Source organism: Streptomyces sp. XY006, assembly GCF_002237655.1.
Classification (GTDB): Bacteria; Actinomycetota; Actinomycetes; order Streptomycetales; family Streptomycetaceae; genus Streptomyces; species Streptomyces levis.
This window is the reverse complement of sequence record NZ_NOKT01000017.1, coordinates 46,728-70,858: the sequence shown is the minus strand read 5'-3', so window position 1 is coordinate 70,858 and position 24,131 is coordinate 46,728. Positions and strand designations below refer to the sequence as shown.

The 24,131-nt window shown below is 73.9% G+C and carries 17 protein-coding genes; 11 read left to right on the top strand and 6 right to left on the bottom strand.

Features of this window, described 5'->3' with window-relative positions; all coding sequences use genetic code 11:
• Positions 1 to 253: 253 nt before the first annotated feature.
• On the bottom strand, positions 254 to 1,504 hold the full coding sequence (locus CHR28_RS20730; RefSeq protein WP_094055161.1) for an MFS transporter: 1,251 nt from the start codon (positions 1,502 to 1,504) through the stop codon (positions 254 to 256).
• Between the two features lie 172 nt (positions 1,505 to 1,676).
• Positions 1,677 to 2,750, bottom strand: a complete 1,074-nt coding sequence (locus CHR28_RS20725; RefSeq protein ID WP_441351038.1) for an alkene reductase — start codon at positions 2,748 to 2,750, stop codon at positions 1,677 to 1,679.
• A 146-nt stretch (positions 2,751 to 2,896) separates the two neighbouring features.
• On the opposite strand from CHR28_RS20725, the gene CHR28_RS20720 reads away from it, so the two are divergent.
• The 11 genes from CHR28_RS20720 (at position 2,897) to CHR28_RS20670 (ending at position 19,803) form a co-directional block, all read left to right on the top strand.
• Entirely contained in the window at positions 2,897 to 5,530 is a 2,634-nt protein-coding gene (locus CHR28_RS20720) for an ATP-binding protein (protein ID WP_094055159.1), read from the top strand.
• Positions 5,531 to 5,635: 105 nt separating this feature from the next.
• Entirely contained in the window at positions 5,636 to 6,619 is a 984-nt protein-coding gene (locus tag CHR28_RS20715) for an NADPH:quinone reductase (protein ID WP_094055274.1), read from the top strand.
• A 104-nt stretch (positions 6,620 to 6,723) separates the two neighbouring features.
• Positions 6,724 to 7,266, top strand: coding sequence for an SRPBCC family protein (locus CHR28_RS20710; protein ID WP_094055158.1), 543 nt, complete (start codon positions 6,724 to 6,726; stop codon positions 7,264 to 7,266).
• Between the two features lie 89 nt (positions 7,267 to 7,355).
• Positions 7,356 to 8,924 (top strand): class I adenylate-forming enzyme family protein, encoded by a 1,569-nt coding sequence (locus CHR28_RS20705; protein WP_094055157.1) that lies wholly within the window; start codon positions 7,356 to 7,358, stop codon positions 8,922 to 8,924.
• Between the two features lie 137 nt (positions 8,925 to 9,061).
• Positions 9,062 to 10,465: an MFS transporter gene (locus CHR28_RS20700; RefSeq protein ID WP_094055156.1), complete on the top strand. Its 1,404-nt coding sequence runs from the start codon at positions 9,062 to 9,064 to the stop codon at positions 10,463 to 10,465.
• Positions 10,458 to 12,551, top strand: a complete 2,094-nt coding sequence (locus tag CHR28_RS20695) for a molybdopterin oxidoreductase family protein (protein ID WP_094055155.1) — start codon at positions 10,458 to 10,460, stop codon at positions 12,549 to 12,551. Before CHR28_RS20700 ends, CHR28_RS20695 begins: the two co-directional genes overlap by 8 nt.
• An 8-nt stretch (positions 12,552 to 12,559) precedes the next feature.
• Entirely contained in the window at positions 12,560 to 13,951 is a 1,392-nt protein-coding gene (locus CHR28_RS20690; RefSeq protein WP_094055154.1) for an FAD-dependent oxidoreductase, read from the top strand.
• Positions 13,948 to 15,210: an FAD-dependent oxidoreductase gene (locus tag CHR28_RS20685; protein ID WP_094055153.1), complete on the top strand. Its 1,263-nt coding sequence runs from the start codon at positions 13,948 to 13,950 to the stop codon at positions 15,208 to 15,210. Before CHR28_RS20690 ends, CHR28_RS20685 begins: the two co-directional genes overlap by 4 nt.
• A gap of 121 nt (positions 15,211 to 15,331) precedes the next feature.
• Entirely contained in the window at positions 15,332 to 16,897 is a 1,566-nt protein-coding gene (locus CHR28_RS20680; protein ID WP_094055152.1) for a carboxylesterase/lipase family protein, read from the top strand.
• 48 nt (positions 16,898 to 16,945) lie between these two features.
• Complete coding sequence (asnB, locus tag CHR28_RS20675; RefSeq protein WP_094055151.1) at positions 16,946 to 18,799, top strand: asparagine synthase (glutamine-hydrolyzing); 1,854 nt, start codon at positions 16,946 to 16,948, stop codon at positions 18,797 to 18,799.
• Positions 18,800 to 18,900: 101 nt separating this feature from the next.
• Positions 18,901 to 19,803 carry an arylamine N-acetyltransferase family protein gene (locus CHR28_RS20670; RefSeq protein ID WP_256984320.1) on the top strand — a complete coding sequence of 301 codons (903 nt, stop codon included), beginning with the start codon at positions 18,901 to 18,903 and terminating at the stop codon, positions 19,801 to 19,803.
• A 61-nt stretch (positions 19,804 to 19,864) separates the two neighbouring features.
• On the opposite strand, the gene CHR28_RS20665 is transcribed toward CHR28_RS20670, so the two are convergent.
• From CHR28_RS20665 to CHR28_RS20650, 4 genes are read right to left on the bottom strand one after another with little or no spacing between them, the layout of a single operon-like run.
• The gene (locus tag CHR28_RS20665; protein ID WP_094055150.1) at positions 19,865 to 20,386 is read right to left on the bottom strand and encodes a shikimate kinase; all 522 of its coding nucleotides are present in this window, start codon (positions 20,384 to 20,386) and stop codon (positions 19,865 to 19,867) included.
• Positions 20,383 to 21,567 (bottom strand): chorismate synthase, encoded by a 1,185-nt coding sequence (gene aroC / locus CHR28_RS20660; RefSeq protein WP_094055149.1) that lies wholly within the window; start codon positions 21,565 to 21,567, stop codon positions 20,383 to 20,385. The genes CHR28_RS20665 and aroC overlap by 4 nt, the downstream gene beginning before the upstream one ends.
• Positions 21,536 to 23,506, bottom strand: coding sequence for an anthranilate synthase family protein (locus CHR28_RS20655; RefSeq protein ID WP_094055148.1), 1,971 nt, complete (start codon positions 23,504 to 23,506; stop codon positions 21,536 to 21,538). The genes aroC and CHR28_RS20655 overlap by 32 nt, the downstream gene beginning before the upstream one ends.
• A complete protein-coding gene (locus tag CHR28_RS20650) occupies positions 23,503 to 24,126 on the bottom strand; it encodes an isochorismatase family protein (protein ID WP_094055147.1) in 624 nt (207 codons plus the stop codon). Before CHR28_RS20650 ends, CHR28_RS20655 begins: the two co-directional genes overlap by 4 nt.
• Positions 24,127 to 24,131: the final 5 nt, after the last annotated feature.

Genomic DNA, 24,131 nt, shown 5'->3' with positions numbered 1-24,131 from the left:
CGCGGCGGGAGGACTCCCGCGCGTTCCGCGAGCCGTGCCCGCGCACCGGGAGCCACAGCCTCTCCCCCCACATGGTCACCTGGTGGCCTGCGGACCGGACCGGTGCCGGCCGACGACCGGGCAGGCGCACCGTCCATTCGCGAACCCCTCTGGCGATTATGCCAGTTGGCGCATGTAGAGGCGCTTTGGGAAACGCGGTGTGCGCCGTCACACCCACGCGGTGTGACGGCGCACTCCGGCCGGGCGCCGGAAATCAGAGCGACAGGAGCGAGACGATGGCCGGTCCGAACGCCGCACCCAGGAGATAGGACAGGTTGAACATGCCGATGGCCGGCGGGCGTTGGTCGTCGGGGACGGCCGAGGTGGCGTGCACCGCGAACGCGCCCTGGCCCGAGGCCGCCGCGATCGAGGTCAGGGCCTGAGCGGCCAGCAGGACCGCGGGCGAGGTGCCGACGACCGCCAGCACCGCTCCCAGCACGGCGAGACCGACCAGCGCGCCGATCACCACCCGGCGTCCCGTCCGCGCCGACACCGCCACGACGAACCAGGACAGGGCACCGCCCAGCAGCAGCGGCCACACCATGGCGACGCCGATCTCGCTGGTCGACCACGACGTGTGGTCCTCCAGCCGCTCCGGAATCGCGTACATCATGCCGAAGTTGACCACCGCCAGGCACAGGGCGAGGCCGGCCGAGACCAGGAAGCCCGCGTTGCGCACCAGGACGGCGGGGACGAAGCCCCTCGGCCGCGCGCGCACCCGGGCCGCCAGCAGCCCCGCGGCGACGACGGAGCACACACCCGCCACCAGCGGCTGGTGCGGCACGAACACCAGCGCGGTGACCAGCGCGGTCAGCAGCACCGCGCCCAGCGCGTCGAACGGCTCCCGGGTGACCGGGGCGCCGTGCGCGCACCGGGCCACGGCGAAGGGCACGGCCACCGCGCTGAGCACCGGCAGCGCCAGGGTCGCCTGCCAGGACAGCACGTCGTTGACGAGGGAACCGGCCAGCGGGGCCGTCGACCCCACCACGGCGAGCGAGGCGGTGACCAGGCCCATGGCCCGGGGCGAGCCGGCCAGGCTCATGGCCGTCGCCGTCAGTCCGGCCGTGCCGAGGCCCATCAGGGCGGTACCCAGCACGAGGACCGGCAGGACGGGTATCCCGGCCACCAGGCCCGCCCCCAGCAGGACGAGCAGCCCGCACACGGTGAGCGCTGCGCGCGCCCCCCGGCGGTCCAGCAGCCCGGCCAGCAGGGGCGTGCCGACGGCGATGCCCCAGCCGAACGCGGTCACCGTCCAGGTGGCGGCACCGGTCGAGACGCCGAGGTCCCGCGCGGCGTCGTCCAGGACCAGGGCCGGGCCCGCGATGCCGAACGACAGCGGGCCGGCCATGAGGGCAAGCCAGAGGGCCGCGGCTCCGTGGAACGGGCCGCGGACATCGGTCTCTTGAGGTTTCCTGCCCGGCGCGGCGGGACCCGGGGCGCCGGACTCGGCGAGTGAGTTGCTCATCTGTGCTCCCTGAGCGGTCGGTCGTCGCTGGCCCACCCTGGCCCGGTCCGGCGTGCAGCCCTTCGGGGGAGAAGGCGCCGGCCGGGCCAGGGAGTCGGGGATCGGGGCAGGAGACGGGCGGGGCCGGCCGGGCCGGGCGCCGGCCGCGCACCCCCGCCGCCTGCCCGGTCGGTCAGCCGTCCAGCGTCGGGTAGTCGGTGTAGCCCCGGTGGTCGCCTCCGTAGAAGGTCTCCGGGTCGGGCGAGTTGAACGGGCCGCCGGCCTTGATCCGCTCGGGGAGGTCGGGGTTGGCGAGCCACAGCGAGCCGATGCTCACCGCGTCGCACAGGCCCTCCTCCAGGACCGCCTCGGCGGCCTCGGGCGTCACCGCGGCCTCTTCGCCGGTGGCGTGCGGGTTGAGGATCAGCACGCCCGGCCACTCCTCGCGGATCAGCTTCGTGACGTCACGGCCGCCGAACTCCATCAGGTGGACGTAGGCCAGGTTGAGCGGAGCCAGGGCGCGGATCAGGGCCCGGTACAGCGTGGCCGGGTCGCGCTCCTCGATGCCGTTGGCCGTGTTGCCGGGGGAGAGGCGGATGCCGACCCGCTCGGGGCCGATCGCGTCGCTGACCGCCCGGGCGACCTCGACGGCGAACCGGATGCGGTTGTCGACGCTGCCGCCGTAGGCGTCGGTGCGCAGGTTGGTGTTGTCGGCGAGGAACTGGTGGATCAGGTAGCCGTTGGCGCCGTGCAGCTCCACCCCGTCGAACCCGGCGTCCATCGCGCACTTGGCGGCCGCGATGTGGTCCTCGACCGCCCGGGCGATGTCCTCCAGCTCCATGGCCCGGGGCGTCGGGTGGTCCAGCATGCCCTCCGGCGTGTACATCCGGCCGCCCGAGGCCACCGCCGAGGGCGCCAGGGGCAGCGCGCCGTCCGGGTACAGGCTCGGGTGCCCGATCCGGCCGGAGTGCATCACCTGCACGAAGATCCGGCCCTGCCGCTCGTGCACCGCGTCGGTCACCCGGCGCCATGCCTCCACCTGCTCGGGCGTGTGCACGCCCGGCGTGTCGATGTATCCCTGCCCGATCACGCAGGGCTGCGTGCCCTCGGTGATGATCAGACCCGCTCCGGCGCGCTGCGCGTAGTACTCGGCGGCCAGCGGGGTCTGCACGCCGTCCCTGGCCCGGCTGCGCGTCATCGGCGCCATGACGAGCCGGTTGGGCAGCGTCAGCTTGCCCAGGGGCAGCGGTTCGAAGAAGTTGCTCACGATCTCCTCCATCGGGGAACCGGCTTGTTCCACACCGTAGGAAGGAAGGCAGCGGGGCCGAATCAGTAAGATTTCTGAAACCGGATACGTACGTCGGCACGGCTTGCCTACCGGTGGGCCGCATCACGGGGAGTGGGGGCACCTACGTGCTGTACGGCAGGTCCACCGAGCTGGCGGCGCTAGAGGATCTGGCCGCTCGGGCCCGCGAGGGACGCAGCGGTGCCCTGGTACTGCGGGGCGAGGCGGGCATCGGCAAGACCGCCCTGCTCGACCGGGCGGCGGAGTCGGCGTCGGCCGCCGGCATGCGGGTCCTGCGGGTCACCGGCGTCGAGCCGGAGGCGGACCTCGCCTTCGGCGGGCTGGTGCAGTTGCTGTGGCCGGTGCAGGACCGGCTGGACGGGCTGCCCGCGCCCCAGGCGGAAGCCCTGCGGGCGGTGCTCGGGACGGGCAGCACGCGGACGCAGGACCGGTTCCTGACCGGGCTGGCCGTGCTCACGCTCCTGGCGGACCTGGCCGAGCAGGGCCCGTTGCTCTGCCTCGTGGACGACGCCCAGTGGCTGGATCAGGCCACCTCCGACGCGTTGCTGTTCGCCGCCCGCCGGCTCGCCGCCGAGCAGGTGGCCATGGTGTTCGCGACCCGGGACGAGGGGTTCGCCGCGCCCGGCCTCACCGAGCTGCGGCCCTCGCGGCTGGACACCGGCGACGCGGTGAGCCTCCTGGCCGACCTGGGGCTCGCCCCCGCCCTGCGGGACCAGGTCATCGCCGAGTCCGCCGGGAACCCGCTGGCGCTCATCGAGTTCGGGGCCGCCCGCCGCGACGACCCCGGGCGGTTCACGCCCCTGACGGTCGCCGACCGGGTGCTGTCGTCGTACCGCACCCAGATCGGCGGGCTCCCCGAGAAGACCCGGCTGGCGCTGCTGTTCGCCGCAGCCGAGGGGCGGGGCGACCTGCCGCTGCAGATGAAGGCGGCCCGGACGCTGGGCGTGACGCTGGAGGACCTGGAGGACGCGGAGCGGGCGGGCCTGATCCAGGTGACCGAGAGCACCGTCGTCTTCCGCCACCCGCTGATCGGCACGGCCGCCTACCAGGGAGCCGTACTGGCCCGGCGGATCGCCGTCCACCAGGCGCTGGCCGACGCCGCGGAGGACCCCGACTGCCGGGCCCGGCACCTGCCGCTGGCCACGACCTCACCCGACGACGGGGTCGCGTCCGAACTGGTCGCCGCGGCCGAGCGGGCCGCCGACCGCAGCGCCTACGCCGCCGCCTCGCTCCTGCACCAGCAGGCCGCCCGGCTCACCCCCGACCGCCGCGCGCAGGTCCGGCGGCTCACCGACGCAGCGGCCTGCGCCCTCAACGCCGGACACGCCGGGCAGGCACGGGAGCTGGCCGAGCAGGCCGAGCAGTCGACCGCCGAGGCGGAGGACCTGGCCCGGCTGGCCCCCGTGCGGGCCGCCGTGATGTTCGAATCGGGACAGCAGCGGGAGGCCGCCCGCCTGCTGCTGGGGCGGACGCCCGCCGCCGGTCCCGGCCTGGGCCGGGCCATGCTCCGCACCGGCGCCACGTACGGCTGGTTCGCCGGTGACGCGGACTCGGTGCGCGAGGCCGCCGAGCGGCTGGCGTCCTCGGGGGAGTCCGACCCGATGGTGGAGGGCATGGCCCGGCTCGTCGACGACGACTACGCCGGAGGCCTGCCCCTGCTGGAGCGCGCCGTCGCCGACGGCCGGGACGGCTCCGACGAGGCCCGGAGCCGGGCCCTGCACAGCGCCGTCCTGCTCGGGGACGACACGACGGCCATGGAACTGGCCGCCGCCGAGGTGGCCCGCTGCCGCGCGCAGGGGCTGATCGGCGCCCTGCCGCAGGCCCTGCACCTGCTGGCGGAGCGCCAGGTGCTCGCCGGGGCGCACCGGGACGCCGAGGCGTCGGTGGCCGAGGCCGTGGAGATCGCCCGCGACACCGGGCTGCGCGAGCGCGTCGCCTGGCTCAACGGCGTGCCCGCCCGGATCGCGGCCATCGAGGGCGACGAACAGCGCTGCCGCGGCCTCACGCGGGACGTCCCCGAGGTCGGCAGGGTGGCCGGCGAGAGCGCGCTGAGCCTGCTCGAACTGGCGCAAGGCGACTACGAGGCGGCCCTCGGCCGGCTGGAGACCGCCGTCGGCCCGGGGCCGCAACGCCACACGGCGCTGGCCATGGCCACCGTCGCCGACCAGGTGGAGGCCGCGGTACGGCTCGGGCAGCCCGAGCGGGCCGAGCGGCCGATGCGCGCCTTCGAGGCCTGGGCGGGGGCCGGCCGGCAGCCCTGGGCGCGTGCGGTGGCCCACCGCTGCCGGGCCCTGGTCGAGGGGCGCGAGGAGGACTACCGGCAGGCGCTCCGGCTGCACGAGCAGGGCCGGCGGCCCTTCGAGCGGGCCCGCACCGAGCTGCTGTACGGGGAGTGGCTGCGCAGGGCCCGGCGGCGCAACGAGGCCCGTGCCTCGCTCCGGTCGGCCCTGGAGAACTTCGAACGGCTGCGGGCCGCGCCCTGGGTGGAGCGCGCCCGGGCGGAACTGCGGGCGGCGGGCGACGCGACGACGGGCGCCAAGGCGACCGCGGAGAACGTCCTCGACCGGCTGACCCCGCAGGAACTGCAGGTGGTCCGGCTGGCGGCGGACGGCAACAGCAGCCGGGAGATCGCCGCGCAGCTGTTCCTCAGCCGCAGGACCGTCGAGCACCACCTGTACAAGGCCTATCCCAAGCTCGGCGTCGGCTCCCGGCGCGAACTGGCCCGTCTCAACCTGGTCTGAGGGGGGCGGATCTGACAGAGATGCTTCCGATCTGACAGATCCGCACCGGGGTCCGGGCCGCGCGCGGACGCGGGCCGGGCCTCTGCGCCAGAATCCTTGACCATGATGCGTGCTGCCTACATTGAACAGCTCGGATCTCCGGACGTCATCCGTTACGGTGATCAGCCCACGCCGGAACCGGGGCCGACCGACGTCCTGGTGGACGTCACCGCCGTCTCCGTCAACCACGTCGACACCTTCGTGCGCTCGGGTGCCTGGCGGACCCCGCTGACCTTCCCCTTCGTCATAGGCCGGGACCTCACCGGCACCGTCGCCGCGGTCGGCTCCGGCGTCCACCGGTTCCGGCCCGGCGACCGCGTGTGGTGCAACAGCCTCGGCCACGACGGCCGTCAGGGAGCCGCCGCCGAACGCGTGGTGGTGCCCGTCGACCGGCTGTACCGCCTGCCGGAGGGCGCCGACCCGTACGAGACCGTGGCGCTGGCCCACCCGGCCGCGACCGCCTACCTCGGTCTGTTCACCCACGGGCGGCTGCGCTCCGGCGAGACCGTCGTGGTGCTCGGCGCGGGCGGGAACGTCGGGAGCGCCCTGGTGGTGATGGCCGCCGCCGCGGGCGCCCGGGTGATCGCCGTGGCCTCCGCGCGGGACGCCGAGTACTGCCGCGGCCTCGGCGCCGACCATGTCGTCGACTACCGGGACTCCGACGTGCCCGGGCGCATCCGCGCCGCCGCCCCCGCGGGCGCGGACCTCTACCTCGACGCCTCCGGCACCAACGACCTGGAGACCGCGGTGGACCTGCTCGCCGGGCGGGGGCGGATCGTGCTGCTCGCCGGACTGCGCTCCCGGCCCGTGCTGCCCGTGGGGCCGCTGTATCTGAGGGACCGTTCGATCCACGGCTTCGCCATCTCGCACGCCACCGCCGGGGAACTCGCCGAGGCCGCCAGCGCCATCAACCGGCTCGTCGCCGACGGCCGCCTCAGGCCCCGGGCGACCGAGCGGCTGCACCTGAGCGACGCCGCCGAGGCCCACCGGCGGCTGGAGGAGGGCAAGGTGCACGGCAAAATCGTGCTGAGCGTGGGTGCCGGGGCCTGAGCCGGCCGGAGCACACGGCGCCGGTGAAATGCGGGAATTTCGACCTGACAAATGAGAAAGCCGAGCTTTGACCGGCGCCGGACGGCCTCGACAGAATTCTGCACATGACTCAGTCAATCATCGACACCTCGCCGCTCTTCGAGCTCAAGGCCGACATTCACATTTCCGCGACCCCCCTCGAGGTCTACTCCGTCGTCAGTGATCTGCCGCGCAGTGCCGAATGGAGCCCCGAATGCCGGGGCGGCACGTGGGTCTCCGGCGAACCCTCCACCGTCGGCGCCGTCTTCCGCGGCGAGAACCTGCGCAGCGAGGACGTCGTGGCCTGGGCCCCCCTGGTGCGCGGCGTCTGGCACACCGAGTGCCGCATCACCGCCGCCGAGCCCGGCCGCACCTTCCAGTGGATGATGCTCACCCACGCCCGCGAGGACCAGGAGAGCATCTGGGGCTTCGACATGGCACCCGCCGACGACGGCTGCGTCCTCACCCACCACTTCCGCATGGGCCGGGCGACCGCCGGCATCCACAAGATCGTCGCCGACCTGGACGAGGACGACCGCAAGCGCTTCGTCGCCGACTGGACCGCCAAGCTCGAACAGGACCTCGACGCCACGCTGAACCGCATCAAGGCCGTCATCGAAAAGCAGTGACGATTTCCCGGTGATCCGTACGGGAGCCTGAATTCAAACGGCCCGCCGCACGGCTGAGGAACAGTCACGGCGGAGGAGAGGGTGGGCAGATGTTTCTCCAGCGCATCGGAAACAAGGGAATTCGGCTGGGCACGCTGTTCGACCGGGCCGCGGCCCGGTACCCGGCGAATTCCGTCATTCTCGACCATGATCTCGACGTGGCTCCGGAGCGCGGGCGCCGCATGACGCTGACGGAGGTCGCCGACCTCGTCGACGACCTGGCCTCCCGGCTCTGGGCGGCGGGCGTCCGGCCCGGGGAACGCGTGGTCGTCCACAAGACCAACGGCTTCGACATCACGCTGCTGGCCTGCTCCACGGCCAGGATCGGAGCCGTCCCGGTTCTGCTGTCCCCGAAGCTCGACGGCGCCACCGTGTGCGAGCTGGTGCGCCGCGTGGACCGGCCGTACCTGGTGACCGACCAGGACAAGCTGGAGCACCACCTGCCCGCCGAGATCTTCGGCCTGGCCCGGCAGGTGCTCCTGGCCTCCGGCAGCCACGAGGAGGCCCTCGGCCTCGCCTCGCTGGCCGGCTCCACCCGGGTCGCCCCGGTGACCATGCCCCCGGACCACCCGACGCTGGTCACCCACACCTCCGGCACCACCGGAACGCCCAAGCTGGCGGTGCACACCGGGCGCACCTTCGAGGCGCGCTACCGCCCGCAGGGCACGGTGGCGTCCCTGGTGGGCCGCAGCGAACCGGTGGCCATCCACGTGTCGTTCGTGCACTCGCGGATGTTCACGGCCATGCCCATCACGATCCTCCAGGGGCACCCGATGATCATCCTCCGGGACGACGACCCGGAGGTCGTGGCCGAGGTGTTCCGGCAGGCGCCGCCCGGCCTGATCGAGGCGCACCCGAACACGTTCCTGCGCTGGGAGGTGCTGGTCGACGACCCGCGCCGGCCGCTGGCGAACGTGAAGTACTTCAGCAGCACCTTCGACGCCATCCACCCGCGCACCGTGCACCTGATGCTCACCGCGTCCCGCCGCGAGTCGCCGCAGTTCGTGCAGATGTACGGGCAGAGCGAGGTCGGCCCGATCGCCGGGCGCACCTACTCGAAGAAGCGCGGCGCGGACGCCGACGGCCGCTGCGTGGGCTCCCCGTTCCCCGGCATGACGGGCGTCCGGGTGGTCAGCCGGGACGGCAAGCGCCCCACCAAGTCCAACCCCGGCTACATCGAGGTGCGTTCCGACGGGCGGATCGTCACCTACCTCGGCGAGCACGAGCGCTGGGAGAAGCAGGCCGACGGCGAGTGGTGGCGCATGGGCGACCTGGGCTACCGCACCAAGTGGGGCTGCCTGCACCTGCTCGACCGTGAGGTCGACGAGATCGAGGGCATCGACAGCACCCTGGAGATCGAGGACACCCTCTTCGCCCGGATACCGGAGCTCGTCGAGGTCATCATCGTCCCCGACGAGGACGGCAAGCCGCTGCCCGTGGTGTGCACCCGTGACGACAAGCCGCTCGACCTCGCGGCCTGGAAGCGGGCGGTGGCCGGCCTGCCCGCGATGGCGGACCCCGTCCAGTGGAAGCTCGACGACCTGCCCCAGACCGCCACGACCAAGATCAAGCGGCTGGAGCTGGCCCGGCTGCTGAAGGCGGAGCGGACGGGAGCGTAAGCCCCGGCCCCCCCCGCGCCGCCTCCTCCCCGGGGCGCGGGCCCATCCCCCCCGTGGGCCCGCGCCCCCGTCACCCCCCGCACGGCGGCCCGGCGCCACGCGCCGGGCCGCCGTCCCCAGCCGAGGAGTTGCCCCCGATGACGGCACTGCGCGCCTCCCGACGCCGGATCGAGCACTGGGATCCGGAGGACGAGGAGTTCTGGGAGCGCACCGGCAAGCACGTCGCACGACGCAACCTCGTCCTGTCCGTCCTCTCCGAGCACATCGGGTTCTCGATCTGGAGCATGTGGTCGGTCCTGGTGCTGTTCATGTCCCCGGCCATCGGCCTGGGCTTCGCCCCGAGCGAGAAGTTCCTGCTGGTGGTCACCCCCACCCTGGTGGGCGCGCTGCTGCGCCTGCCGTACAGCCACGCCGTGACCCGGTTCGGCGGGCGCGACTGGACCGTCTTCAGTTCGGCCCTGCTGTTCGTCCCGGCGCTGCTGGCGCTGTACTTCGTCCAGCGGCCCGGCACACCCCTGTGGGTGTTCGTGCTCATCGCCGCGACCGCCGGCGTCGGCGGCGGCAACTTCGCCTCCTCGACCACCAACATCGCCCTCTTCTTCCCCCGGCGGCACCAGGGCTGGGCGCTCGGCCTCAACGCCGGCGGCGGCAACCTGGGCGTCGCCGTCATCCAGCTCGTCGGACTGCTGGTCATCGCCACCGTGGGCGACACCCACCCCGCCTACGTGATCGCCGCCTACCTGCCGCTGATCGCGCTGGCCGCCCTGCTGGCGGCGCTCGGCATGGACAACGTCGCCACCGTCCCCGCCGGATCCGGCGCGCTGCGCGAGACGCTGCGCGAGCGGCACACCTGGTGGATCTCCCTGCTGTACCTCGGCACCTTCGGCTCGTTCATCGGCTACGGCTTCGCCTTCGGGCTCGTCCTGCAGAACCAGTTCGGCGCCACACCGCTCCAGGCGGTCGGCTACACCTTCCTGGGACCGCTGCTCGGGTCCCTGTCCCGGCCGCTCGGCGGTCTGCTCGCCGACCGCTTCGGCGGAGCACGGGTCACCTTCTGGAACTTCCTCGCCATGGGCGCCGGCACCCTCCTGCTGCTGGTGGCCTCGGCACACGACTCCCTCGCGCTGTTCGTCGCCGTGTTCACGGTGCTGTTCGTCCTCAGCGGCCTGGGCAACGGCTCCACGTACAAGCTGATCCCGGTGGTCTTCGCCGGGCAGGCGGAGGCCGCCGTCACCGCCGGCCACGACGCGACCGAGGCCTTCGCCCGCGCCCGGCGCCTGACCGGCGCGGCCATCGGCATCGCCGGCGCCGTCGGCGCGCTCGGCGGCGTGGTCGTCAACCTGGCCTTCCGGGCGTCCTACGGCAGCTGGGGCACGGGCGAGCCCGCCTTCTGGTTCTTCCTCGCCTTCTACGCGGTGTGCGTCACCGTCACCCGCCAGGTCTACCTGCGCACCCCGCACGGCACCCCGCCGGGCGACGCGCGGGAGACGCGGCGGGCCGGGCGCAGGGCCGCCGAGTCGTCGGAGGTCACCCGTGCCTGACACCGTGCCGCGCACCGGCGTGGCCACGCACTGCCCGTACTGCGCCCTGCAGTGCGGCACCCGCCTCGGCCACGACACCCGGGGCACCGTGGTGGAGCCCTCCGACTTCCCCGTCAACGACGGCCGGCTGTGCCAGAAGGGCTGGACCGCGCCCACGCTGCTCGACGTCCCGGACCGGCTGCGCCGGCCGCTGGTGCGCGGCGCCGACGGCCGTCTCGCCCCGGCCGACTGGGACACCGCCCTGGACACGGTCGCCGGGCGGCTGCGGCAGATCCGCGACGCGCACGGCCCGGACGCGCTCGCCGTCTTCGGCGGGGGCGGCCTCACCAACGAGAAGGCCTACCTGCTGGGCAAGTTCGCCCGGCTCGCCCTCGGTACCAGCCAGATCGACTACAACGGCAGGTTCTGCATGTCCTCCGCCGCCGCGGCCGGGAACGCCGCCTTCGGCCTGGACCGCGGACTGCCGTTCCCCGTCGGCGACCTCGACGCGGCGGACACGATCCTGCTCGCCGGCGCCAACCCCGCCGAGACCATGCCCCCGTTGATGCACCACCTGCGCGGCGCGGACCTGATCGTCATCGACCCCCGCCGCACCAGGACCGCCGAACGGGCCGCCCTGCACCTGCAACCGGTGCCCGGCACCGACCTCGCGCTCGCGCTGGGGCTGCTGCACATCGCCGTGAGCGACGGCTGGTGCGACAAGGAGTACGTCCAGGAGCGCACCACCGGTTTCGACGCGGCCTGGCGGCGCGCCGTCACCTGGTGGCCCGAGCGCGTCGAACAGGTCACCGGCGTCCCCGTCGCCGAACAGCGCGCCGCCGTGGAACTGCTGGGCGAGGCGCGCCGGGCCTATGTGCTGACCGGCCGGGGCGCCGAACAGCACAGCAAGGGCGCCGACACCGCCGCGGCCTTCATCAACCTCGCCCTCGCCCTGGGCCTGCCCGGGGTCGCCGGAAGCGGCTACGGCTGCCTGACCGGACAGGGCAACGGACAGGGCGGCCGCGAACACGGGCAGAAGGCCGACCAGCTCCCCGGCTACCGCATGATCACCGACCCGGACGCCCGGGCCCACGTCGCCCGGGTCTGGGGCACCACCCCGGACGCCCTGCCCGGCCCCGGCCGCAGCGCCTACGAACTGCTCGACGCGCTCGGCACCGAGGGCGGCCCGCGCGCCCTGCTGGTGTTCGGCTCCAACCCGCTGGTGTCCGCGCCCCGTTCCGCCCACGTCGCCGAGCGGCTGGCCGCCCTCGACCTGCTGGTGGTGGCCGACTTCGTGCCCTCGGAGACCGCGCGCACGGCCGACGTGGTCCTTCCGGTCGCCCAGTGGGCCGAGGAGGAGGGCACCCTGACCAACCTGGAGGGCAGGGTGCTGCGCCGCCGCCGGCTGCTGCCCCCGCCGCAGGGCGTGCGCACCGACCTGGAGGTCCTGCACGGCCTCGCGGTCCGGCTCGGCGAGCCGGCCCACCGCTACCCGACCTCGCCGCGCCGGGTCTTCGAGGAACTGCGGCGCGCCTCCCGCGGCGGCAAGGCCGACTACTCCGGCATCACCTACGAACGCCTGGACGCGGGGGAGGCCCTGCACTGGCCCTGCCCCGAACGCCCGGACGGGGAACCGCACCCCGGGACGCCCCGCCTCTTCCTCGACGGCTTCGCCACCCCGGACGGGCGTGCCCGGTTCGCCGAGGTCGACCACCGCGACCCCGCCGAGACCCCCGACGCCGACCACCCCCTGTACGCCACCACCGGCCGCGTGCTGGCCCACTACCAGTCCGGCGCGCAGACCCGCCGCGTGCCCGAACTCAACGACGCCGAGCCCGGACCGTTCGTGGAGATCCACCCGGACACCGCCGAACGCGCCGGGCTGCGCGAGGGCGACACCGCCCGTGTCACCTCGGCCCGCGGCACCACCCTCGCGCGGGTCCGGCTGGTCGGCACCCTGCGCACGGACACGGTGTTCCTGCCCTTCCACCACCCCGGCACCGGCCGGGCCAACCTGATCACCAGCACCGCCCTCGACCCCCGCAGCGGGATGCCCGAGTTCAAGGTCTGCGCCGTGCGCGTCGAACCCGGCACCGACGCGTCGTGAGGCCCGCCATGCCCGACTCGCACCCCCTTGTCGTCGTCGGTCACGGCCCCGCCGCGCACCGGCTCGTCGAGCGCCTGTCCCGGCTCGGCCACCCGGGCCCGGTCACCGTCCTCGGCGCCGAGCCGCGCCCGGCCTACCACCGGGTCCTGCTGACCTCCCTCCTCGACCGCACCCTCACCGCCCGGGACCTGGAACTGCCCGCCCCGCCCGACGGCGTGCGCGTGCGGCCCGGCGTCACCGCCACGGCCGTCGACCCCGCCCGCCGTCTGGTCCGCACCGGCACCGGCCGGACGCTCCGCTACGACCGGCTCGTGCTGGCCACCGGCGCCCGGCCACGGATCCCGCGGCTGCCCGGCCTGCTCACCGCCGACGGCCGGCTCACCGAGGGCGCCACCACCCTGCGCACCCCCGACGACGCCCAACGGCTCGCGGACGGGCCCGTGGTGGTGCTCGGCGGCGGTGTCCTCGGCACCGAGACCGCCCTCGCGCTGCTGCGCGCCGGCCGCGACGTCACCCTCGTGCACCCGGGCCCGCACCCCCTGCACGACCGGCTCGACGCCACGGCCGGTGCCCTGCTCGCCGGTCACCTCCGCTCCGCCGGCGCCCGCCTGCGGCTCGGGCGCGCCGCCGTCGAGTACCGGCCGGGCAAGCTGGTCCTCGACGACGGCGAGATCCTGCGGGCCGACGCGCTCGCGCTGTGCACCGGCGCCGTGCCCGAGACCGCGCTCGCCCGGCGGGCCGGACTGGCCGTGCGCACGGGGGTCGTCGTCGACCGGCACCTGCGCACCAGCGATCCGCACATCCACGCCATCGGGGACTGCGCGGAGTTCGACGGCGAGGTCCCCGGACTCGTCACGACCGCCTGGGAACAGGCCGAGACCCTCGCCCGGATCCTCACCGGCCACGACACCCACCACCGCGCCGGCCGGCCCGTGCTGCGGCTGAAGGCGCCCGGCTTCGACCTGGCCTGCCTCGGGCCGCCCGGCCCGCCGCCCGCCGCCCGGCACCTCATCCTGTCCGACCCCGCCCGCGGCCGCTACGCCGCCGTGGCCCTGTCCGGGGAGCGCGTCGCGGGCGCGGTCCTCGTCGGACTGCCGCGCGCCACCGCCGCCCTCGCCCAGCTGTACGCGCGCGACCTGCCGGTGCCGGCCGACCGGTTCGGGCTGCTGCTGGGCACCGCGGCCGGCGAACGGCCCGCCCACGTGGAACTGCCGGACACGGCCGTGCTCTGCCACTGCAACCACGTCACCAAGGCCGGCCTGCTGCGCGCCTGGCACGACGGCGCCCGCGACCTGGCCGCGATCGCCGCCGCGACCCGGGCCACCACCGGCTGCGGGGGCTGCGCGGACGACGTCCGCCTGGTCCTCGCGTCGGCGACCGGAGGAAACAGCGACCCATGAACCGCACCCCGCGCACCCTGGTGGTCGTCGGACACGGCATGACCGGCCACCGCCTGGTCGAGCACCTGCGGGCCCACGACCGGCACGGCACCTGGCGCGTCGTGATCCTGGCCGAGGAGCCCCGCCCCGCCTACAACCGGGTCGCCCTGTCGTCCTACCTGGAGGGCAGGAGCGCCGCCGATCTCACCCTCGCCGGCCCCGGATTCCTCACCGACCCCCTGGTGGAGCTGCGCACGGCCGCCCCGGTGACCGGCATCGACCGGCGGGCCCGCACGGTCACCACGGCCGACGGCACGCTCACCCGCTACGACGCCCTGGTGCTGGCCACCGGATCGCGGCCCTTCGTGCCGCCCGTCCCGGGGCACGGCCTGCCCGGCTGCTTCGTCTACCGCACCTTCGACGACCTCGACGCCCTCCGTGAGGCGGCGCGCGAGGGAGGGCCCGGTGTCGTGGTGGGCGGCGGCCTGCTCGGCCTGGAGGCCGCCAACGCGCTGCGGCTGCTCGGCGTACGTCCCCATGTCGTGGAGCTCGCCCCGCGCCTGATGCCGGTCCAGCTCGACGACGGGGGAGCGCGTGTGCTCACCCGGCTCGTCACCGGGCTGGGCCTGCGGGTGCACTGCGGCACCGCCGTGCGCGAGGTCCACGCCACCGCCGACGGGCGGGCCGGCCGGGTCACCCTCACCGACGGCACCGCGCTCGACACCCGGCTGGTGGTGTTCTCGGCGGGCGTGCGCCCCCGCGACGAACTGGCCGGCCCCGCCGCACTGGCGACGGGCGAACGCGGCGGCTACCTCGTGGACGAGCTGTGCCGCACCGCGGACCCGCGCGTCTGGGCCGTCGGCGAGTGCGCGGCCGTCAGGGGCCGCACCTACGGGCTGGTCGCCCCCGGCTACCGGATGGCCGAACTGGTCGCCGACCAGCTGCTGGGCCGCCCCGCGACCCCCTTCACTGACCCCGACACCGCCACCAAGCTCAAACTCCTCGGCGTCGACGTGGCCAGCTTCGGCGACGCCCACGCCGAGACCGACGGCGCCCTGGAGTACGTCCTGCGCGACGACACCGCCGGCACCTACGCCAAGCTCGTCCTCGACCCCGAGGGGCGCGTCCTGCGCGGCGGCGTGCTCGCCGGCGACGCCTCCGCCTACCGCACCCTGCGCGCCCTGACCGGCCGGGAACTGACCGCCCCGCCCGACCGGTTGCTGTCCGCACCGGGCCCCGGCGGCCCGCCGCGCCGCACCCGCGCGGCGGACGCGGCCTGACTTGACGGAGTAGGGGCCGGCGGTTGGCGGCCGGCCCGGCATTGGAGCGACGATCACTGTGCCCGATGGTGCGCGCCGCGCCGCCCCCGACAACGCCGAGGCGGGAAGTGAGGTTCACCAGATGCCCAGTCGCACAGTGGTCGTCCGGACGACGGCGGGACGAGTGGCGGGGACGCGCTCCGACGGACTCACCGTCTTCCGGGGCGTGCCCTACGCGGCTCCGCCGGTGGGCCCGCTGCGGTTCTCCTCGCCCCGGCCGCCCGAGCCCTGGCAGGGCGTGCGCGACGCCACCGTCTTCGCCGCCCCCTCCCTGCAGGGCGACTACCTGCCCGACAGCAGCGAGGACAGCCTGTACGCCAACGTGTGGACCCCGGACACCGACGGCAGCCTGCCGGTCCTGGTCTACATCCACGGCGGCGGCTGGATGCTCGGCGCGGGCAGCGAGCCCGACTACGACGGGGCCCGCACCGCCGTCCACGGCCGGATGGTCGTCGTCACCTTCAACTACCGTCTCGGCGTGTTCGGCTGGGGACTGCACGAGGAACTCACCGACCCGCACACGGGCTCCTGCGCGAACTGGGGCCTGCAGGACCAGGCGGCGCTGGTGCGCTGGGTCCGCGACAACGCCGCGGCGTTCGGCGGCGACCCCGGCAACATCACCGTCGCCGGCACCTCGGCGGGCGGCTCCAGCACCTGGCAGCTGGCCCTGCTGCCCGAACTGCGCGACACCATCCGGCGGATCGTCCCGATCAGCGTCAAGCACGTGTGGGAGCCCGCCAGTTCCACGACCCCCGAGGAGTCCCGCCGGGTCTACGAGCACCTCGCGCGCCGCTTCGGCACCAGCGTGCCGGGGCTGCGGGCCGTGCCGGCCGCCGAACTGCGGGACGCCTGGGACGAGGTGTACGCGGGCCGCCCCACCGAGCGGTTCGTGGAAGGCGGCCGGGAGTACCGGGGCCCGGTCGTGGACGGCCGGTGGATGCGCGGCTACGACCACGCGCTGCCCAGCCCCGGCATCCCCGTGATGCCGGTCTACTGCCGCACCGAGGGCTCCTTCTTCACCACCGGCCCCGGCTACCCCTACCCCGGCGAGCACCCGGCCGACGAGGCCGGACTGCGCGCGGCCGTCCGCGAGGTCCTGGAGAAGGGTGCCGCCAAGGTCACCGACGAGCAGGTGGAGGAGTGCGTCGCGCACTACCGGCGGGCGTCCGAGGCGGAGGGGCTGCCCGTCGACCCGGTGTCGGTGTGGACGCAGGTGTGGGGTGACGGGCTGTTCCGCTACCTGATCGTCCGGCTCGCCGAACGGCACGCCCGCGAACGCGGCCCCGCCGCCTCGCCGCAGTACCTGATGGAGTTCGCCCACCCGCTCAAGCCGCCGTACGCCGGCACCACCCCCCACGAGGCCGTCGCGAAGTTCCTCTTCGGCACCTTCACCCTGCCGGTCAACGCACCCTTCTACGGGGACGGACCGCTGGAGCGGCGGATCTCGGACACGCTGATCGACCTGGTGGCGTCCTTCGCCCGCGGCAGCACACCGAGCAGCGAACACGCCCCCGCCTGGCCGGAGTTCACCCCGGACCGTCCCAGCGTGATGGTCCTCGGCTGCGAGCGGGTGGCCCGGATCGGCACGGTGTCGGCCCAGGCCCACCTGGCGTACTGGGACCGCGCCGGCTGGGTGCCGCGGCCCTGAACACCCCCGGCCATACACCACCACAGCAACGAAAGGACTGGGACTTCGATGTGCGGACTCGCAGGCTGGGTCGCCTACGACCACGACCTGTCGGCACACGGCGGGACGGCCTCGGCCATGACGGAGACGCTGGCATGCCGGGGACCCGACGACCGCGGCGTGTGGATCTCGCCCCACGCGATCCTCGGCCACCGCCGGCTCTCCATCATCGACCTGGAGGGCGGACGCCAGCCCATGCACGTCACCGGCGAGGGCGACGGCCTCCCCGTCCTCGTCTACACCGGAGAGGTGTACAACTACCGCGAGCTGAAGGAGGAACTCGCCGGCCTCGGCCACGCCTTCCGCACCTCCAGCGACACGGAGGTCGTGCTCCACGCCTACCTGGAGTGGGGCGAGCACTTCGCCGAGCGGCTCAACGGCATGTACGCCCTCGCCCTGTGGGACCCGCGCAGCGAGGAACTGCTGCTGGTGCGCGACCGCATGGGCGTCAAGCCCCTGTTCTACTACCCGACGCCCGACGGCGTGCTGTTCGGCTCCGAGGCCAAGGCCATCCTGGCCCACCCCGACGCCGAGGCCGTCGTCGACGCCGAGGGCCTGGCGGAGATCTTCGCCATCATCAACACCCCCGGCCACGCGATCTTCAAGGGCATGCACGAGGTCGTGCCCGGCACCGTCGTCCGCTTCCACCGCGGCGGCCACACCACCCGCACCTACTGGCAGTTGGAGGCCCATCCGCACACCGACGACCTCGACACCACCGTCACCCGCGTCCGCGAACTCCTCGAGGACATCGTCGAACGCCAGCTCGTCGCCGACGTCAAGGTCGGCACCCTGCTCTCCGGCGGCCTCGACTCCAGCGCCATCACCGCGCTCGCCGCGAAGGTCTTCCGCGACCAGGGCAAGCAGGAGCGCATCAAGGCCTTCTCCATCGACTTCAAGAACAACGAGGAGAACTTCCGCGGCAACGGCATCTGGATGGACCCGGACACGCCGTACGCCATCGACGTCGCCCGCCGCTCCGGTGCCGAGCACGTCATCGTCGAGCTGGAGAACCACCACGTCCTCGACGAGGACGTGCGCATGCGGGTGCTGCGCGCGCAGGACCTGCCCATCTCCACCGGCGACATGGAGCACTCCCTCTACCACCTGTGCAAGGCCCTCAAGGAGCAGGTGACCGTCGCCCTGTCCGGCGAGACCGCGGACGAACTCTTCGGCGGCTACAACTGGTTCTTCGACAAGGAGGCCGTCGAGGGCGACACCTTCCCCTGGTACGACGCCTGGCGCCGGCTCGGCGGCCTGGACACCATGAAGGAGATCGGCCTCTGGGACCGGCTCGGCCTCGACGAGTACGTGGCCAAGCGGTACGCCGAGGCCCTCGCCGAAGTGCCGCGCCTGGAGGGCGAGTCCGCGCACGAGGCACGGATGCGGGAGCTGTCGTACCTCAACATCAGCCGCTGGGAGAACTTCCTGCTGGACCGCAAGGACCGCATCAGCATGGCCGCGAGCCTGGAGGTCCGGGTGCCGTTCACGGACCACCGGCTGGTGGAGTACGTCTTCAACGTGCCGTGGGCCATGAAGACCTTCGACGGCCGGGAGAAGAGCCTGCTGCGCGCCGCCGCGAGTCACGTCCTGCCCGAGTCGGTGCTGGAGCGCAAGAAGAGCCCCTACCCGTCCACCCAGGACGTGGAGTACGTGCGGGCCCTGCGCGCCAAGGTCGAGGCCCTGCTGGACGGTTCCCCCGTGCTCGACCTCGTGCCGGCCGAGGGCATCCGCAAGCTGCTGGACAAGCCCGTCGAGTCCTACGCCGGTCTCGGCGGCCTGTGGGGCATGCGGGCCGTGATGGAGCGCCTGGTCGAGTTCGACGCGTGGGTGAAGGAGTACGACGTCCGCGTGGAGTGGTGACACTCCCACCGGCGCGGCGTGCGGCGTGCGGCGCCCGGGCGGGCCGCGCGCCGCACCGCCGTGCGATCCGATCCCCCTCTCGCACCGGCGGAAGGACGCTCATGGACACCTCGCTCATGGACACCACCCTCATGGACACCACCCTCATCGAACCCTCGGGCCTGCCCCTCGTGGTCGACGACTCCCCGGAGTGGGGCAGCGCACGGCTCGACCTCGACGCCTACCTCGCCCGCGTCGGCTACCGGGGGCCGCGCGAGGCCTCGCTCCCGGCGCTGCGCGCGCTCCACCGCGCCCACCGGGACTCCGTGTGCTTCGAGAACGTCGACATCGCCCTCGGGCGCACGGTCTCCATAGACATCGACGCCGTCCAGCGCAAGATCGTCCGGGCGGGCCGCGGCGGCTACTGCTACGAGACGAACCTGCTGTTCGCCGCCGCCCTGGACCGCTTCGGCTTCCCCGTCACCCGGCTCCTGGTCCGCATCCGCGAGGGCAGCTCCAAGCGCCGGTTCCGCTCCCACACGGCCCTGCTCGTGCGGGCGGACGACACCGTGTGGCTGGCCGACCCCGGCTACGGCTACGCCGCGCTCATCGAACCCCTCGCCCTCCACCCGGGAGCGGAGAGCACCGTCGCCGGCTGGTCGTGGCGGCTGACGACCGAGGACGGCCACTGGATCCTGCAGTACCGGCGGCCCGAAGGCTGGTTCGACATCTACGCCTTCCGCACCGAACCGCAGTACGCCGTCGACTTCGAGGCCGCCCACTTCGTCAGCTCCACCCGCCCCGGCTCGCCCTTCGTGGGACAGCTCGTGGTCCAGCGGGCCGACGACGAGGAGCGCTACCGGCTGAAGAACAACGAGTTCATCACCGAGTACCGCAACGGCGAGCAGCGCCGGCGCGTCCTGCGCCCCCGAGAGGCCGTGGACACCGTGCGCACCACCTTCGGGCTGCCGCTCACCGCCGAGGAGGAACGGCTGCTGCACGACTTCCTCGCCGCCCGACGGTGACGGGCACGCCGCCATACGAGAACTCCCCGCCCGGAAGGCGGGGAGTTCTCGTATGAGGGCCTCAGGCCCGCACCCCTCGCGGGGCCAGCGCCGCCAGCACGGCCTCCACGACACCGCCCGGGGCGCGTCCGCTCGTGTCGACGACCGCCCGGGCGACCTCCCTGTAGAGCGGACGGCGTGCCGCGGCCAGCGCACGCCAGTGCCGCCGCGGATCACCGGCCAGCAGCGGCCGGCCCGCATCCCGGCCGATCCGCCGGACCGCCTCGTCGGCGTCCACGTCGAGGAACACCACCGGCCGCCCGTCCAGCAGCGCCCGGGTCCGCGGATCCAGGACCGCGCCGCCGCCGAGCGCGAGCACGCCGTCGTGCCCGGCGAGGGCGCGGGCCACCGCCCGTGCCTCCACGGCGCGGAAGGCTGCCTCGCCCTCGCCGGCGAAGATCTCGGCGATGGTCCGGCCCTGCTCGGCGACGATGTCGTCGTCGGTGTCCCGGTAGGAGACGCCGAGCCGTTCGGCCAGCAGCCGTCCGACGGTGGACTTGCCCACGCCCATCGGGCCCACCAGCACGACCAGCGGGCCGCTCATCGGATGGCGAGGTGGTCGAGGTAGGAGGTGACGTTGCGGCGGGTCTCGGCCACGCTGTCACCACCGAACTTCTCCGCCACCGCGTCCGCCAGCACCAGCGCCACCATCGCCTCCGCCACGATGCCGGCGGCCGGGACCGCGCACACGTCGGAACGCTGATGGTGGGCCTGCGCGGCCTCACCAGTGCTGACGTCGACGGTCTGCAGGGCGCGCGGCACGGTCGCGATGGGCTTCATCGCGGCACGCACCCGCAGCAGTTCACCCGTGGTCAGACCGCCCTCGGTGCCGCCGGAACGGCCCGACGCCCGTCTGACGCCCTGCTCGGTGGCGACGATCTCGTCGTGCGCCTCCGAGCCCGGCACCCGCGCCAGCTCGAAGCCGTCGCCGATCTCGACGCCCTTGATGGCCTGGATGCCCATGAGCGCGCCCGCGAGCCGGGCGTCGAGCTTGCGGTCCCAGTGCACATGCGAACCCAGACCCACCGGTACGCCGTAGGCCAGGATCTCCACCACGCCGCCGAGGGTGTCGCCGTCCTTGTGGGCCTGGTCGATCTCGGCGACCATCGCCTTCGAGGCGTCCGCGTCCAGACAGCGCACCGGGTCCGCGTCCAGCCGCTCCACATCCGCCGGCGTCGGGTAGACGCCCTTGGGGGCCTTCGCCGCCGCCAGCTCGACGACGTGGGAGACGATCTCGACGCCGGTGGTCTCCTTCAGGTACGACCGGGCCACCGCGCCCAGCGCCACCCGGGCCGCGGTCTCCCGCGCCGAGGCCCGCTCCAGGATCGGCCGGGCCTCGTCGAAGCCGTACTTCTGCATGCCCGCCAGATCGGCGTGGCCCGGACGCGGCCGGGTCAGCGGGGCGTTACGGGCCAGCCCCGCCAGCACCTCCGGGTCGACCGGATCGGCCGCCATGACCTGCTCCCACTTGGGCCACTCCGTGTTGCCCACCATGATCGCCACCGGAGAGCCCAGCGTCAGGCCGTGCCGGACCCCGCCCAGGAAGGTGACCTCGTCCCGCTCGAACTTCATCCGGGCACCGCGGCCGTAGCCCAGCCGCCGCCTCGCGAGATGGTCCGCCACCATGTCCGTGGTGATCGGCACGCCGGCGGGAAGACCCTCCAGCGTCGCGACGAGTGCGGGACCGTGGGACTCACCCGCGGTCAGCCAGCGCAACCTGCTCAACGGTGCCGCGCTCCTTTCCCCTCGTGCCGGGGGAGACCGCCCCGCTGCCGGGGAGGACCTCCTTGATCAGGCCGCCCACGATGCGCACCCCGTCCTGGGTGAGCACCGACTCGGGGTGGAACTGCATCGACGCGAAGTGCGGGCCGCGCAGGGCGTGCACCTCGCCCGTGTCGGGATCGCGGCTGATCTCCACCACGCCGACCCCCTCGCACTCGGCCTTGTCCTCCTCGGCGCGGGCGGCGAACGTGTTGTAGAAGCCGACCCGTTCCCGTGCCCCGAACAGGTCGATCTCCCGCTGCACGCCCTGGTTGGGGACCGCCCGCCGCACCAGCGGGAAGCCGAGCAGGGTGGACAGCGTCTGGTGGCTGAGGCAGACGGCGAGGAACGGGCGCCGTTCGTCCAGCAGAGTGCGCACCGTGGCCCGCAGATGGGCGATCTTGGGGTGCTCGACGTCGCGCGGGTCGCCCGGTCCCGGGCCCATGACGACGAGGTCGTATCCGTCCGGGGAGTACTCCTCGTCGAAGCGGCGGACCGTCACCCGCAGTCCCAGGGACCGCAGTTGGTGGTCGAGCATCGACGTGAAGGTGTCCTCGGCGTCGACGACCAGCACCCGGCGCCCGCTCAGCACCGGATCCGGATCCGGCTCCGCCGCCGCGCCCTTCCCGGCGAGCCAGAAGCCGGCGAGGGTGGAGTTGCGCTGCTCCAGGGCCGCCAGGACCTGCGGGTGGTTGCTGAACCGGGAGGGCCCGTCGCTCTCGATGGCCGCGAGCAGGCCCGCCGCCTTCGCCGCCGTCTCGGCGACCTCGCTCTCGGGGTCGGAGTGCCGCACGAGCGTGGCGCCGACCCCGATCCGCAGCCGTCCGGAGGCGTCGATGTCGGCGGTGCGGATCAGGATGGAGGAGTCCAGCGCCCGGTCCCCGTGTTCGTCGCGGCCGATGAGCGCGACGACGCCGCTGTAGTAGCGGCGGCCCTCGGGCTCGTACCGCTTGATGACCCGGCAGGCGTTCTCCAGCGGGCTGCCGGTGACCGTCGGGGCGAACAGCGTCTCGCGCAGGATGTCGCGCGGGTCCCGCGTGCTGTGCCCCTCGATGAAGTACTCGGTGTGGGCGAGGCGCGCCATCTCCTTGAGGTACGGGCCGACCACCCGGCCGCCCGACTCGCAGATGCGGGCCATCATCTTCAGTTCCTCGTCCACGACCATGTACAGCTCGTCGGCCTCCTTGCGGTCGGCGAGGAAGTCGAGCACCTGCGGCAGGGTCGGGCCCGTGGCCGGGTAGCGGTAGGTGCCGCTGATGGGGTTCATCACCGCCAGGCCCTCGCGCAGGCTGATGTGCCGCTCGGGCGTGGCGCCGACGAGGGTGCGGGAGCCGGTGTGCACCAGGAACGTCCAGTGGGCGCCGCTCTCGCGCTGCAGCAGGCGCCGGAAGACCGCCAGGGCGTGCCGCGGGGTGTAGCCGGTGATGTCGGCGGTGTAGGTGCGCTTGATGACGAAGTTGGCGCCCTCGCCGGTGCCGATCTCGTCCCGGACGACCCGGCGCACGGTGGCGGCGTACTCCTCGTCCGGCACGTCGAAACGGCCGCCGGACAGCTCGACCGGCAGATCGGGGATCCGGGTCAGCACCTCGGCGACGGGGACGGTGGCCTGGTCCGTGACGGCCATCGCGAGCAGCGGTGTGCCGTCGTCGGGGCAGTCGAAGCCGCGCTCCGCGATCTGCCGGTAGGGCACGAGGGCCAGCACCTCGTGGCGGGGGCCGGCGGCGGGCTCCGGGGCGTCGGGCAGGGGCAGTTCGGCGAGGGTGCGCGGCTCGGCCGTCTCGCCGACGACGACGTCCAGCACGCCCGGGCCCGTCGTCTCGGGTCGGTGCAGCAGGGCGTAGGCGGCCGGGGGCCGTTCGCCCAGGATCCGGCCGAGCAGGTCGCCGCTCGGGGTGCCGGTCATGCCAGGACCTCCTTGGTGGTGACGACGACGGCGCAGCGCTGCGCCGCGTACTCCAGGGCCAGCCGGTGGTGGTACTCGGAGAAGTCGGCCGTGGCGTCGGCGACCAGGAACGGCTGGATGTCGTGCGTGAAGGCCTCGACCGCGGTCATCAGCACGCCCACGTGGGCGTACACGCCGCACAGCACCAGCTGGTCCCGGCCCGCGGCGCGCATCCGCTCCAGCAGGTCGGAGCGGAAGAACGCGCTGTAGCGCCACTTGGTGAGCTGCCAGTCGCCGGGAGCCGGGGCCAGTTCGTCGACGACCTGCCGGTCGGCGGGCGCGGTGCGCATGCCCGGGCCCCAGAAGTCCTTGAGCAGGCCCCGCTGTTCGTCGGTCATGCCGCCGGGCTGCGCGGTGTACGCCACCGGCACGCCGAGCGCGGCGCAGTGCTCGCGCACCTGCCGGGCGTTGCGCACGAGTTCCTCGCGCAGGCCCTCGGGGAGGGGCCGCAGGAAGTAGCGTTGCATGTCGTGCACCAGCAGCACGGCGCGGTCCGGGTCGACGGACCACCGGGCGACGTTGCCGGGCAGGTCGCCGGCCGTCGGCATCGGGTAGGGGGAGATCTCGGGTATGCCTGCCATGGACT